General features: G+C 31.7%; 18 protein-coding genes. 3 read left to right on the top strand and 15 right to left on the bottom strand.

What is annotated here, in order from left to right:
• Positions 1 to 549: DUF5723 family protein (locus B3J44_RS07530; RefSeq protein ID WP_286967508.1), on the top strand; the 549-nt coding region annotated here is incomplete at its 5' end.
• Between the two features lie 350 nt (positions 550 to 899).
• Here B3J44_RS07530 and B3J44_RS07525 read toward each other — a convergent pair.
• The 11 genes from B3J44_RS07525 to B3J44_RS07475 form a co-directional block, all read right to left on the bottom strand.
• A complete protein-coding gene (locus B3J44_RS07525; protein ID WP_286967506.1) occupies positions 900 to 1,274 on the bottom strand; it encodes a hypothetical protein in 375 nt (124 codons plus the stop codon).
• A gap of 28 nt (positions 1,275 to 1,302) precedes the next feature.
• The gene (locus B3J44_RS07520) at positions 1,303 to 1,662 is read right to left on the bottom strand and encodes a hypothetical protein (RefSeq protein WP_286967504.1); all 360 of its coding nucleotides are present in this window, start codon (positions 1,660 to 1,662) and stop codon (positions 1,303 to 1,305) included.
• 46 nt (positions 1,663 to 1,708) lie between these two features.
• Positions 1,709 to 1,993 carry a YtxH domain-containing protein gene (locus tag B3J44_RS07515; protein ID WP_198856936.1) on the bottom strand — a complete coding sequence of 95 codons (285 nt, stop codon included), beginning with the start codon at positions 1,991 to 1,993 and terminating at the stop codon, positions 1,709 to 1,711.
• A 61-nt stretch (positions 1,994 to 2,054) separates the two neighbouring features.
• Complete coding sequence (locus B3J44_RS07510) at positions 2,055 to 2,207, bottom strand: lmo0937 family membrane protein (protein WP_111365189.1); 153 nt, start codon at positions 2,205 to 2,207, stop codon at positions 2,055 to 2,057.
• Between the two features lie 33 nt (positions 2,208 to 2,240).
• Positions 2,241 to 2,888: a porin family protein gene (locus B3J44_RS07505; protein WP_286967499.1), complete on the bottom strand. Its 648-nt coding sequence runs from the start codon at positions 2,886 to 2,888 to the stop codon at positions 2,241 to 2,243.
• A gap of 36 nt (positions 2,889 to 2,924) precedes the next feature.
• Positions 2,925 to 3,494: a DUF4142 domain-containing protein gene (locus B3J44_RS07500; protein WP_286967498.1), complete on the bottom strand. Its 570-nt coding sequence runs from the start codon at positions 3,492 to 3,494 to the stop codon at positions 2,925 to 2,927.
• Positions 3,495 to 3,741: 247 nt separating this feature from the next.
• Positions 3,742 to 5,526, bottom strand: coding sequence for a CHASE3 domain-containing protein (locus B3J44_RS07495; protein WP_286967497.1), 1,785 nt, complete (start codon positions 5,524 to 5,526; stop codon positions 3,742 to 3,744).
• Between the two features lie 9 nt (positions 5,527 to 5,535).
• Complete coding sequence (locus tag B3J44_RS07490; protein WP_198856940.1) at positions 5,536 to 5,985, bottom strand: response regulator; 450 nt, start codon at positions 5,983 to 5,985, stop codon at positions 5,536 to 5,538.
• A 21-nt stretch (positions 5,986 to 6,006) separates the two neighbouring features.
• On the bottom strand, positions 6,007 to 6,558 hold the full coding sequence (locus tag B3J44_RS07485) for a helix-turn-helix domain-containing protein (protein WP_286967495.1): 552 nt from the start codon (positions 6,556 to 6,558) through the stop codon (positions 6,007 to 6,009).
• A gap of 157 nt (positions 6,559 to 6,715) precedes the next feature.
• A complete protein-coding gene (locus B3J44_RS07480; protein ID WP_286967494.1) occupies positions 6,716 to 6,901 on the bottom strand; it encodes a CsbD family protein in 186 nt (61 codons plus the stop codon).
• A gap of 109 nt (positions 6,902 to 7,010) precedes the next feature.
• Positions 7,011 to 7,484 carry a Dps family protein gene (locus B3J44_RS07475; RefSeq protein WP_286967492.1) on the bottom strand — a complete coding sequence of 158 codons (474 nt, stop codon included), beginning with the start codon at positions 7,482 to 7,484 and terminating at the stop codon, positions 7,011 to 7,013.
• 221 nt (positions 7,485 to 7,705) lie between these two features.
• Here B3J44_RS07475 and pyrF point away from each other — a divergent pair, with 221 nt between their 5' ends.
• Positions 7,706 to 8,527, top strand: a complete 822-nt coding sequence (gene pyrF / locus B3J44_RS07470; protein WP_286967490.1) for an orotidine-5'-phosphate decarboxylase — start codon at positions 7,706 to 7,708, stop codon at positions 8,525 to 8,527.
• A gap of 238 nt (positions 8,528 to 8,765) precedes the next feature.
• Positions 8,766 to 9,566, top strand: a complete 801-nt coding sequence (locus B3J44_RS07465) for an ABC transporter substrate-binding protein (RefSeq protein ID WP_286967488.1) — start codon at positions 8,766 to 8,768, stop codon at positions 9,564 to 9,566.
• An 823-nt stretch (positions 9,567 to 10,389) separates the two neighbouring features.
• On the opposite strand, the gene purU is transcribed toward B3J44_RS07465, so the two are convergent.
• From purU to B3J44_RS07445, 4 genes are all read right to left on the bottom strand, one after another.
• Positions 10,390 to 11,244 (bottom strand): formyltetrahydrofolate deformylase, encoded by an 855-nt coding sequence (gene purU, locus B3J44_RS07460; RefSeq protein ID WP_198856946.1) that lies wholly within the window; start codon positions 11,242 to 11,244, stop codon positions 10,390 to 10,392.
• A gap of 99 nt (positions 11,245 to 11,343) precedes the next feature.
• A complete protein-coding gene (locus B3J44_RS07455) occupies positions 11,344 to 12,063 on the bottom strand; it encodes a DUF4197 domain-containing protein (RefSeq protein WP_286967485.1) in 720 nt (239 codons plus the stop codon).
• A gap of 147 nt (positions 12,064 to 12,210) precedes the next feature.
• Positions 12,211 to 12,648 carry a hypothetical protein gene (locus B3J44_RS07450; RefSeq protein ID WP_286967483.1) on the bottom strand — a complete coding sequence of 146 codons (438 nt, stop codon included), beginning with the start codon at positions 12,646 to 12,648 and terminating at the stop codon, positions 12,211 to 12,213.
• A gap of 4 nt (positions 12,649 to 12,652) precedes the next feature.
• Positions 12,653 to 13,075, bottom strand: coding sequence for a cytochrome c oxidase assembly factor Coa1 family protein (locus B3J44_RS07445; RefSeq protein ID WP_286967481.1), 423 nt, complete (start codon positions 13,073 to 13,075; stop codon positions 12,653 to 12,655).
• Between the last annotated feature and the right edge of the window lie 209 nt (positions 13,076 to 13,284).

Below are 13,284 nucleotides of genomic sequence, written 5' to 3'. Positions count from 1 at the left end.
TGTCATTCTTGCGCAGGAAACCGCTATAAGTTTAAAGCAGCAGCTTCTATAACCGATATTGGAAAACTAAACTATAAAAATATTGTAGAGAATACTTATAATATAACAGGAAGAGTAACGCAGCAAGATATTGAGGATGCAGATGATGTTTTTGAATTTTTTGACGCTAACTATACTAAAATATCTTCTAGAAAAGGAGTGAAAGCAAATCTTCCAACGGCTTTGCACACCAATTTTGATTGGAATATCAATCAAAGATTTTATTTGAATTTAAGTGGAGATTTCAGTTTAGTAGACGCCAAAAAGGTAAACGGAACTGCAATTGCCAATTCGGTAACTTTTTCGCCAAGATACGAAACAAGACAATTTAGCTTTTATCTTCCTGTAACGTATATGCAATACAGCGGAACGCAAATAGGAGCTGGTTTTAGAGCAGGTCCATTATTTATTGGTTCTGGAACTCTATTTACCAATCTGTTTTCAAACACTTCAAAAGGCTGTAACATTTACGCGGGTTTGAAATTACCGATTTATCAGGATTATAGGTAGAGGTTCTAAGTTGCTAAGATTCTGAGTTTCTAAGTTTCTGAAATTAAAGACATAAAAAAACCGCAACTACAAAGTAGTTGCGGTTTTTTATTTTTAAGATTAGTAAGAAAGATTAAAAAAATCGAAGCATAAAACTTAGAATCTTAGAATCTTAGCAACTTAGTATCTTAAATATATAATTAAGGTCTTTTTCCATCACTTGTTTCCCCAAAAACGTATGATGGAATTAGACACCTAGAAATATCCTTGTGTATTCAAAACATTTATATAGATTCGAGTAAACGTATACACCGTTTTTTATCATTATTTCGCTAAACTTTTCCATAATAATTAAAATTAAGTTAAACAAATTACTCTCTAGACGGTTCGTATTGTGATGATTCTTCTTCTTCAGAAGATTCATGATGAGGTTTCGAAACCAGATTTGTTACGATAAGCTGAACGATTGAGCCCAAAACACCTTTAAACATTGAATCGCCTTTGCCGACAATAAATCTTTTTGCCAGATAACCAATTCCGATACTAATTGCCGATTGGGCAATGTGGCTTTTAAATCCAACAGTTTCGTTGATTTCTTCTACCGTATTTCGAATCAGGTTTATTGGCTTTAGATTTTCTTTAATGTCATCGATATGATCCTTTATTGCGCACCATTCTGCATCTTGGCGAATTTCTAATTCCTCAATTTTTTGATTTAACTGATCAATATTGTAAATAGCCTCCATAGTCTTTTTATGTTTATTAATAATTAAATCATTTTTTAGTTTCTTTCAGTATACTTGAAATGATCGTATTTCCAATAGGAGTTTTTATCAATTTATGATGCGATTTCACAACCACAATCACTACAATAAGATAAAATAATGCCATGATAAAAAAGCCATAGTAGTACTCTCCAAGTTCTTTTCCAATCCATAAACTAATTCCGATATTTAAGAATAAAGTAAAAAATGCAACAACAATACCAATCGCTATCTTTGAAGCCAATGATGAAGCACCATCAGCAACCGAACATACTGTTTTCAGTTTTAGTAATTCTAAACTTGTTTTAGCATAGTTTTCAGCTTTTTCATAAAGATTTAAGTCCTCGTTTGTTGTTGCATTTGGTTCCATGATATAGGGTTTTATGGTTTGAAAATTTCACTAATTAATATCTCGATTAATAGTTTGATTTTACTGTTTTAACGTCGTCTTTCAGCGTATTGTAATCTTCTTTAACTTGGTTAAGTTTAGATTTTCCTTCTTCGATAATTTCTTTACCGTTTGAAGTGATTGTGTTTACAATACCATCAAATTTTGTTTTTAGATTATCACCGTAATCTTTTGATTTATCTTTAATTTTTTTTCTTGTGTTTGACCCTTTGTCTGGTGCAAATAAAACACCTATGAATGCTCCCGCCGCTGCGGCTCCTAAAATTCCTAAAATTGTGCTACTAGTTTTCATAATAAATTAATTTTAATGGATTAATATTTAATAATTTGTTGATTTAATAAAAAGTTTAATTTTATACTTCTCGACCTTTAATTAGTCGAAGCAATACGGCAATAATGGCAATTACAAGAAGAATATGAATAATGCTTCCGAAACTGTAAACAAAGAACCCAAGAGCCCAAAGTATCACCAGAATCACTGCGATTGTATATAATAAGTTTGACATGGTTTTTTATTTTAATGGTTAATAATCAATTCTTTAATTTAACTTATAAGAAAGATATAGAGTCAAGTTGCTGTTTTTTGCGTCAGGAAATGTATATGTTGTTCCTGCAACCGTTCTTTCTTTACCTACAGTGGTTAAACCGTAATTGTAACGTAATCCTACGCTAATTGGGTTAAAATCTACTCCAACACCAGCAGAAATACCTGCATCAAATTTGGCAAGATCATCTGTGTCAATATCTTGGTCAAAATCAATACTTCCGTTTCCGCTTACTTTAGAGCTTACTAGATAAGAAGCGTAACCACCGGCGTGAATGTTAAAGTTTTTTGTAACATTAACTCGCACTAAAAGCGGAAGCTCGATATAATTAAGTCTAAATTTTGCATCCCCACTTGCAAAAGCGTTGTTGTATTCTAATTTTGCCCCTTTTGTGGTAAACAAAAGCTCTGGCTGAATTGCTACAAAATCTGAAATAGGAAGTGTAGCATAAACTCCGGCATTAAATCCGTATAAAACATTGTTGTCATCTACATCATCTCCACTACCGTAAAGATTAGACATGTTGAATCCTCCTTTTACCCCAAATTCGGTATTTACATTATTGTCCTGAGCGTGCAGCATTCCAAACGAAGCTGATAAAAAAAGTGTAAAGGCGCATAAAAAATTGGCTTGTAATTTCATAGTAAAAAATTTAGTTAATAGATAGATAATAGGCGTTTATTCATTTTGTTTTTTTATTCTTTCAGTCTCTCGTAAGAGTTTGTATTGTTCGGGCAAAAAACGGAGAACCAGTTCCAAAATTTGTTTATCATTTGTTTCCTTAGAAATCGTTTCAAGTAACTCAATTTGATCGCATAAAGCTTCTGTTGTGGCGTCGAGATAGATGCTGTTAAAATCTTTGTTGCTAGCATCAATGAGGTTGTACAGGTCTCGTTTGTGCGTGGCGTTTATTTCAGTAATGACAATGAGCTTAGATGTGGCCATTTTGGTTACTTCTTGCAGCAACTGATTCTCTTCAATTTCTATTCTTTTGCTTAATTCCTGAACAATTACATCTGAACTTTTTTGTTGTGCAATTTGACTTTTTGAAATAATAGATTTGCTAATATTCGCCGCTGAAATAAAAAAGAAGACTTCCGTTTCTTCTCTGTCATTTTTTGTAAAAGCTTGATTCTTCAAAGTATTTTCAATCGGATTAATCTTTCTGCATGACGTGATGCAGACAACTAATACAAATAAGAAAAAGACTTTAAGATTAGTAGCTTTTAATGGGGGAATTGCTTTCATTATTAGTTCCTAAAGTATTACATTACAAAGATGCTAACGAATGAAAGATTTTCCTTTACAGCATAAAAATGAATCGTTATATAATTCCCATAACGGAATTATTTTTAGGTTTTATCCTTTTAAAATCAATGGTTTGTGAAGTTTAAGTTTGGCGTAAAAAAAAGAAATTATAGATTTTTCTATAATTTCTTTTTCTGTTCTTAGTATAATGTAGCTAATTTTTTTTCTTACAAATTAAAATAAAATTTTAATCGGGTAGGAATACGGTAAATACAGAGCCTTTGCCCAAAGTGCTATCGGCTGTAATATGGCCTTTATGATTTTCTACAATCTTCTTGCAGATTGCCAATCCGATTCCAGTTCCTGGATAATCTGTTTTAGAATGAAGACGCTGAAAAAGAATAAAAATAGTTTCTTTAAACTGAGGATCAAATCCCATTCCGTTATCTGTAAAAGTAATTTTATGAAATTTCTTTATAGACTGTTCTAATATTTCTGGATACTCGGAAGAATTTACTTTTTCGCTCGAAATTGATATCTCTGGTTCAATATCAGGTTTACTGTATTTTAATGAATTTCCAATTAAATTAATAAACAGCTGCTCGATCTGATATGGAATTACAGAAAGTTTTGGAAGTTTTGAAGCCTTAATTACGGCTTTCTTTTCTTCGATTATTTCTGCCAATTCAGATTCTGCATTGCTCAAAAGGTCATTAAGGCTTGTTTTGATGAACTCTTTTTTCGTAGTATTCGTTCTCGAAAACAAAAGAAGATCGTCTATTAAAACACGCATTCTTTTTGCTGAACTTTCAATTTTAGTGATGTAATTTTTACCGCTTTCAGACATGACTTTTTTATCGGCATCAGAAACTCTCGAAATAAAAGTCTGTATTTTCCTCAGTGGTTCCTGCAAATCGTGACTTGCCACATGATTAAATGAAGCCAGCTCTTTGTTGCTTTTCTCCAACTCTTTATTTCTTTCCTGAAGTTCAATATTTAGAAGATGCTCGTCTGTAATATCAAAATTAATTCCAAGTAAAATTTTGCTTCCCTGTTGGTCGGTTACAAGTTTGCCCGTGGTTTTAAAATAACGAACTTCAAAATCTGGGCGTACAATTTTGTAGTATACAAACGGAAGATGTTTCTTTTCTATAATTCCGTCAATTGCCTTTGCAACAGATTCTTTGTCATCTGGATGCACATATTTTAAAAGTGTTGCTTTATTGGGAGCAAAAGATTTTGGCTCAAGGCCTAATAATCGAAACTGATTGTCTGAGAAATCTATTTTATCAGAATCCAAATCCCATTGCCAAGTGCTGAATTTACCGATGCTTTCAGATTCAGAAATTAATCCGCTTGAGATTAAAAGCTTTTTATTGAATACTTTCAAACGTTCAAAATCGCGGCTAATTTGTCTGTAAGATAATAAAATGAAGCTTAAAGCAACCAAGAACAGCGAAATAGAAAAAAGCGGACTTAATGAGATTTCGGCATCGTAAATTTTAAGTCTTTTTTTGAGATATGTTTTTTCGATATCGTTCATTTCGTCGACCTTAAAGCGAATGTTTTCCATTAAGATCCTTCCGCCAAACATGTGGTTGTCGAGTTTTCTTTTGTCGTATGTTTTTGGATCGCTGTATTTTAAACAGTTCTCAAAAGAAACAAAGCGTTGCGTAATGAGTTTGAAAAGCTTCTGAAGATTTTCTTGTTGCGGCTCATTATCAGCAGTTAGTTTTTTTAAGGTAATAAAAGAAGTATTTACCTTATCTCTTGAGTAAATGTAAGGAGTTAGAAAACGGGCATTGCGAGTGATAATATATCCTCGCTGGCCCGTTTCTGCATCTTTTATAGCCGACATTAAGCGTTCGAGCTGTATGTTGATTTCGTAAGTGTGCATAACCAATTTACTCGATTCGTTCAAGTCTTGATTATGTTTGTAAGCAATTGAAGAAAGAAATAACAGAATGAAAACTGCGATTACAAAAATAACTCTCAAAGAGTTTGAAGAATTAAAATTTGGTATCCATTTCATTGGTATGCTCTATTTTAGTCGCAGCAAGAAATTATCACGGTTTAACCCAGAGGTATGATAGTGCCAGTTTACAGTTACGACTTCATTAATTATTTTTTTCAGCGTATTGAAATCGCTAGGCTTTTTGATGTAAATATTAGCGCCTTGAATAAATGTGTCTTCAATATCTTCTTCAGATGAAGAAGTAGAGTAAATGGCAATAATTATATCTTTTAAGTGGTCCGTTTTTTTAATTTCAATTAAACATTCTTTACCTGTTTTTTTAGGCATGTTTAAATCTAGAAACAAAATATCAGGAAGTTTATTGTCTGTATTCATTAAATGATCCATTAACTGCATTCCGTCGTGGACAAAATTTACATTTGTCTGTATTTTTATTTCTTCAAATGCATCTTTAAAGAAAAGACGGTCATCTTCATCATCATCGGCCAATAAAATGTGTAATGCGTTTTTTTGCATTTTGATTGTGGTATTTGGGTTTTATTTTAAATTTTCTCTTCGTTTCTTAATAATTCTCTGAAAAGCAGATGGAGTAATACCAGTTGTATTTTTAAACTGTGTACTCAAATGCGCAACACTAGAATAATTTAGTAAAAAAGCAATTTCAGTCAAACTCATTTCATTGATAATGATTAGCTGTTTTGCTCTTTCAATTTTCTGTAAAATAATAAAATTTTCTATAGAAGAGTATGTTACTTCTGAGAAAACATTAGATAAATATCCGTAGCTGTGGTTTAGCTTTTCTGCCAAAAACACAGAACTTTTGTAATTATTGCTATCATCCATAAATACAAGCTCGATAATCGCATCTTTTATTTTTTGGACAAGTACACTTTTTTGATTTTCAACTACTTCAAAACCGCAAGGAGCCAATCTAGTTTTTAATTTCTCCAACGCTTCGGCATCAAGATTGTCTTCAATCTCAATTTCGCCAAATCCTAGAGTTGTAAAATTTACATTATTTTCTTCTAAGTTTTGTTTTAAATAAAGAGAGCAAATTGTATTGATATCGAACTTTATAAATAGTTTCATTTTATAGAAATTTGGTTAAAGATACTTATTTTATTTGGTGTTTTTGCTTTTAAATAGCATAGAATTACATGAAAATGTGATTTTAAAATAAATTTTTCAAAAAAATACCGCCTAATATTTTTACTAGACGGTATTTCCCTGATTGAGTTGTAAGGATTTACAATTCTGACAGGATTTGATGAAATTCCTCTTTTGTTTTTCCCAGTTTTTTCTGAAGTCTTCCGTACATTTCGTCTTCTTTTCCTTCAGCAAACATCAAATCATCATCTGTTAGAGTTGCATACTTTTGTTTCAGTTTACCTTTCAGCTCATTCCAGTTTCCTTTTATTTCTGTAGTATTCATGGTATCTCTTTTTTGTGATTTATTGTATTGTAAAATTGCAACTTCTCAATCAACATTTTGTTACATTTATTTTTTAGACTGTTGCATAATTTTCATTTTTTCATGCGTATTATTCCTGATATCGTCTCAGAATCCAAGCCATTTTTTCGTGTTCCTGCAGTAATCCTGTCACAAAATCGGCAGAACCTATATCATTATTTTCATTTTCAAAAACAGGAATATAGCCTCTAAATTCTGTCACCAATTGTTCATGGTTTTCTAAAAGTTCAGACAGCATATTTTTTTGCGAAGCATATTCTTTCGGAGATTCTTTTAAGGTAGAGTTGTCTATAAACTCTTTCATTGTTCCGATCGTTTTTTCTCCCAACTGATTAATGCGTTCTGCAACTTCATCAATATTAGCTTCAAGCACACGATATTGTTCTTCAAATAATTTATGTAGTTCCATAAAACTATTTCCAGAAATATTCCAGTGAAATTTCCTCGTTTTTACGTACAATGTCATTTCATTAGATAAAATCGTAGCCAGCATAGAGGCACTCTTTTTTAGGTTCTTTGGTGTAATTCCGATATTTGGGTTCATAATTGTCTTTTTAAAGGGTTTATTTCAAAGTTACTTTCCAATTTTACCTTTTTATTACACAATTTTGTGTAGATATTACAGAAATTCAATGTGTTAGCTGAATAACTAGAAAATAGGACAATTAGATAATTTACTCTTTGATGCCATTTCGACCATTTGCAATTAACCATTTACAATTCACAATTATAATTTGTAATTTTGCCGCACTAGCAAAATACAATATGACAACACAACAACTACACGAACAAATTCTTCAAAAAAAATCATTTTTATGCGTTGGCTTAGATCCTGATTTGACAAAAATACCGCAGCATTTATTAGAAACCGAAGATCCTATTTTTGAGTTTAATAAAGCTATAATCGATGCGACTCACGATTTAACCGTTGGTTACAAACCAAATACAGCTTTTTTTGAAGCATATGGAATAAAAGGCTGGATGTCTTTGCAAAAAACAATCAATTATATCAACGAAAATTATCCTGATATTTTTACGATTGCAGATGCAAAACGCGGAGATATAGGAAATACTTCTAGCATGTATGCAAAAGCTTTTTTTGAAGATCTAAATTTTGATAGTGTAACCGTTGCTCCATATATGGGCAAAGATTCTGTTGAGCCTTTTCTAGCATTCGAAAATAAACATACTATTATGTTGGCTTTAACGTCTAACGAAGGCGCTTTCGATTTTCAGACTTTAGATACTGGTGGAAAAGAGTTATACAAAAAAGTTCTAGAGACTTCTAAAACTTGGAAAAACAGCGAAAATTTAATGTATGTTGTTGGTGCAACAAAAGCAGAATATTTTGCAGAAATTAGAAAAATTGTTCCAGACAGTTTCTTATTGGTTCCCGGAATTGGCGCTCAAGGCGGAAGTTTATCTGAAGTATGCAAATACGGAATGAATGATAAAGTGGGACTTTTGGTAAATTCGGCAAGAGCTATTATCTACGCTTCAAAAGGAATCGATTTTGCAGAGAAGGCTAGAGAAGAAGCTTTGAAAGTACAGCAGGAAATGGCTGAGATTATTGATTCTAAGTCTTAGGTTTAAAGTTAGCTTTGAACATAGTTTTAACGCAAAGTGCACAAAGGTTTTCGCAAAGTTCGCAGAGTTTTATCTTTTTGAATTAAAGTTTTTTTAAGTTCTCAAAGCATAGATAAAGCAATACTTAAATTTTTCTTTGAGAACTTAAAAGACTTTTTACAAGATTACAGATAATTTCTTTGTGCACTTTGCGAAAAAACTTAGCGCACTTTGCGTTAAAACACACACACCAACAATTATGAAGCAAATAAAAGACCAGCTAGGTACTTTACATTCTTTTGAAACTGCTCCAAAACGTATTATTTCGCTAGTTCCTTCGCAAACAGAATTATTATATGATTTAGGTTTAGAAGAGAAAATCATCGGAATAACGAAGTTCTGTGTTCATCCGTTTCATTTTAAATCTACCAAAAAGACTGTTGGCGGTACTAAGAAAATTCATTTCGAGAAAATAAAGATTCTTGAGCCAGATATTATTATTTGCAATAAAGAAGAAAACACGCAAGAAATTGTAGAGCAGTTAAGTGCAATCTGTCCAGTTTGGGTAACAAATATCGTTTCTATTGAAGATAATTTCCAGATGATTTCAGATTTCGGACAATTATTCAACTGTAGAACCGAAGCGCAAAAATGGAACGATAAGTTGGCTTTCGCCTTGAGCGATTTCAAAAATTATATTCAGAATATAAAAGAAAAGAAAGCGGCTTATTTTATTTGGAAAAATCCATATATGGTTGCTGGAAAGGATACCTATATAAATGAACTGCTTAAACTGAATCATTTTAAAAATATTTACGAAGACAAAGGGCGTTATCCTGAAATAGAATTAAAGAAAATGCGTATTGAAGGCGATCCTGATATTGTTTTTCTTTCTTCAGAACCTTATCCTTTTAAAGAAGAAGATGCTTTTGAAATTGGAAGATTTACGCATCATGCCAAAACCATTTTTGTCGATGGCGAAATGTTTTCCTGGCACGGCACTAGATTGTTAAAAGCATTTCAATACTTTAAATTACTTCACGAAAGATTAAAGAATTAGTTTTTGTTTGTTTCAGGTTTTTAGAAACTTAAACGCAAACTATGCTAAGTTATACGCAAAGTTCGCAAAGCTTTTTTTATTGCTTTGCGAACTTTGCGGTTAAAATAAGTTCAAAGTAAAGCAACAAGCAACAAAAAGCTTGAAATAAAAAATGCCGGTATCTCGAAGACGCCGGCATTATTTAACTAACCAAAACCAAAATAATAAATAACCAGTTTATTACACTACAAATGTCCGAAATAAATAAACCTTATGCTGTTAAGGTCTTGTTATTACTTTGTTGAAAATAAGTTAATGTATATTTTGAAAAAGTTTGCAATACAGAAAATTTACGCTTTGGGTAAGTAAACCAAGAAGAAAATAAGGTAAACTTGAAATTAAGAAAACCCAAAACATGAAACCAAATGATGATAAAAAAAGAATGCCGGCATCTCGAAGAAGCCGGCATCATTTAACTAACCAAAACCAAAATAATAAATAACCAGTTTATTACACTACAAATGTCCGACATATATCAATCTTATGCTGTTAAGGTTTTGTTATTACTTTGTTGAGCATACGTTAAGATTTTTTAGATCGTCGTTTTGAGCTTTCTGCAGCGCTAAATAATCTCAATTTATCAAATTTTACTAATTCTTAGTTTTATTTAGAAATTTGACAAAGGCCATTTTGCTATCCTGATAACGTTTTTAAGTGTTTAAGATGCTGAAACTCCTAATATGGAAAGATTATCCAAAAAAATAACCCGACAGGATTTAAAACCTATCGGGTTAATTATTATTCAAAGATTAGAAAATCTTATAGTTCTTAGTAATTTTGAACCTTAAGAAAAAACAACAGTTTTATTGCTATAAACCATAGTTTTTCTTTCGGCATGCAATTTAATAGCTCTTGCTAAAACAATGCGTTCCAAATCACGACCTTTCATGATAAAATCTTCTACGGAGTGAATATGAGAAACTCTTGCAATATCTTGCTCGATAATCGGACCTTCATCCAATTCTTCTGTTACGTAGTGGCTTGTTGCACCAATAATTTTTACACCGCGTTTAAAAGCCGAATGATAAGGTTTTGCACCTGGAAAAGCAGGTAAGAACGAATGGTGGATATTAATAATTTTATTTTCGTAAAGCGAAATCACTTTTGGAGTAACAATCTGCATGTAACGAGCCAAAACGATAAAATTGATTTGATATCTTTTTAAGAGTTCTATCTGTCTAGCTTCGCCTTCTTCTTTATTGTCTTTTGTAAAAGGAACATAGTGAAACGGAATGTCAAAACGTTCTGCAATTGAACGTAAATCATTATGATTGCTTATAATCATAGGAATTTCGACTCCTAATTCATCTGCGCTGTAACGGCCTAAAATGTCAAATAAACAATGATCATATTTAGAAACAAACAAAGCCATTTTAGGTTTTTGTTCCTGATTGTACAAGTCCCACGACATATTGAAATCGGCAGCAATAGTCTTGCTGAATTTTTCTTTTATGTGGTCAATATTACTGCTCTGATTGGTAAATTCACATTCTAAACGCATGAAAAATACATTTTGCTCTACATCGACATGCTGGTCAATGTAAGTAATGTTTCCTTCTACCTTAGCAATAAAAGTAGTCACTGCGGCAATAATTCCTTTTTGGTCTTTGCAGTGAATAAGTATTGTTATTTTTTGCATTTTGGTCGTTTTGTTTTTGATTTTTCAGTTAATTATCCAGATTCATTAGTAAAAAACTTTGAACCTTTATAGCTCTGTTTCTTTGAGCCTTAAAAAAAATTATTTTCCGTCCTGAAGAGCAAAAACGCTTTTTAATAAAGGTGTTGTTCTTGCAGAGATATTATTTCTAATTTCTTTTTCTTCTACGGCAATCATTTTAAAAACACCAGACAAAGCTTGATTGGTTGTATAATCAGTTAAATCTGGATTTACTTTTTTTACTAACGGAATAGTGTTGTATTTCGTTATGATGTTTTTCCAAACGGCATCTGCGCCTACTTTTTCGAAAGAGCTTTTAATTACGGGATTAAATTTGGCATATAATGCAGTAGTTGTACTGCCTTGTAAATAAGTTGTTGCGGCACTATCATTTCCTAAAAGAATGTTCTTAGCATCAGTAAATGACATGTTTTTTACAGCCGAAACAAAGATCGGAGTTGCTTCTTTTACAGCATCTTCTGCAGCGCGATTCAACATTTTGATTCCTTCATCTGCAAGAGAGCTTAATCCCACTTTACGAAGGGTTGCATCTACTTTTTGAAGTTCTTCTGGCATTAAAATTTTTACAGCTTCATTTTTGTAAAATCCATCTACTGCGGTTAATTTGCTTACTTGTTCTGTAATTCCTTTGTTTAATGCTTCTTTTAAACCTGAAGCAATATCAACTCCTCCAACTCCCGGAAGCTGAGAAGATATTTGAGGCAATTGATTTAAAGTCTGTTGTACCTGTGCGCAAGAAGTAAGCGAAAACGTAACGGCTAATAGTAAAATCTTTTTCATTATGGGGTTTTATTTAAGTTTCAAAAGTACTACTTATTCAAAAACAACGCCACAATTTTATTAAGAGAGAAGAAAGATTTTGTTTGATAACTAACACAAATTACAATTGTTTAAAAACGAAAGAAAAATTACGAGCAGAAATAGATTTTAAATATTTTTTGAATTCTTTTTCCATTGAAAAAGCAAATCTTCAAAAAAAGATTTTACTTCTATTTTTTTTCCATCAACACTAACTTTAAATGTACTTTTGTCCTTTTTTGTAATAAGCGCATAGGGACAATAAGTTATGCCAGCATAATTTACTGTGTCAATCTTTATAATATCATTATAAAATGCAAAAACTATTTCATTTCTTTCCACTTTTCGTTTATCGATCCAGTAAGAAGCAACTCTTTTATTAGTGAAAAAGTTACCAGCTGTTTCTTTGGTGTTTTCACTATAAAATTTGTAGATGGTTTCTTCTTTATCAAGTAGATTCAAACTTTTTATAAAATTTAGATCTTTTTTATTTAAGCTTGATTGAGTTTCAATTTTATTGCATGAAATAAAAAAGACTAAAAACAAAAGGGAAAAATATTTCTCCATAAAATTACTTTTTCAAAAGATCAATTTTCTCATTTGTTTTCTCAATGTAGACCGACATTTCGCTGTATTTCCATGTACCTCTTTTTTCGCCTACAACAAATAAAGTTCCTTTACCTTTTGGACCTTTAAGTGGAACTTGTACATCGCAAGTTCGTATGTTATTATGTGAAGTGACAGTTCCAGAAACCATTCCGTCTGTTTCTACAGGAGACCCGAGTTTTTCAATTACAAGTTTGTTATTTTCTACGGCTATCATAGATTCTTTATAAGCTTCAGAATCTTTAAGTACCGAAGTTACTTCGTAGAAAATTCCTCCAATAAATAAAGCGACTAATGCTAAAAGGGTTAAACATCCGCTAGGAATAAACCATTTCCAGTTTCGGTTTAGCCAGCTTTGCTTTTGTATTAGCTCGTTTGAATCTTCCATAAAGTTGAGTTTTTAGGTAAAAATGCAAAGCTAAAATAAGGATAAAATCTGATGTATTACATCTTTTTTAAAATTAAAACTATTTGATTGTTAAGTGTTTATGTGGCATCGTTTTTATGCCATTAAAAAAAAATCATCTCATAAAATATGAGATGATTTTAAGTAAAGTTTTTAAAACTTTATTAATATGATAATTTAGATTGAGGCGT

The organism is Flavobacterium sp. UBA4854 (assembly GCF_002399805.1).
Lineage (GTDB): Bacteria > Bacteroidota > Bacteroidia > Flavobacteriales > Flavobacteriaceae > Flavobacterium > Flavobacterium ginsengisoli.
This window is presented reverse-complemented; position numbering and strand designations above follow the sequence as displayed.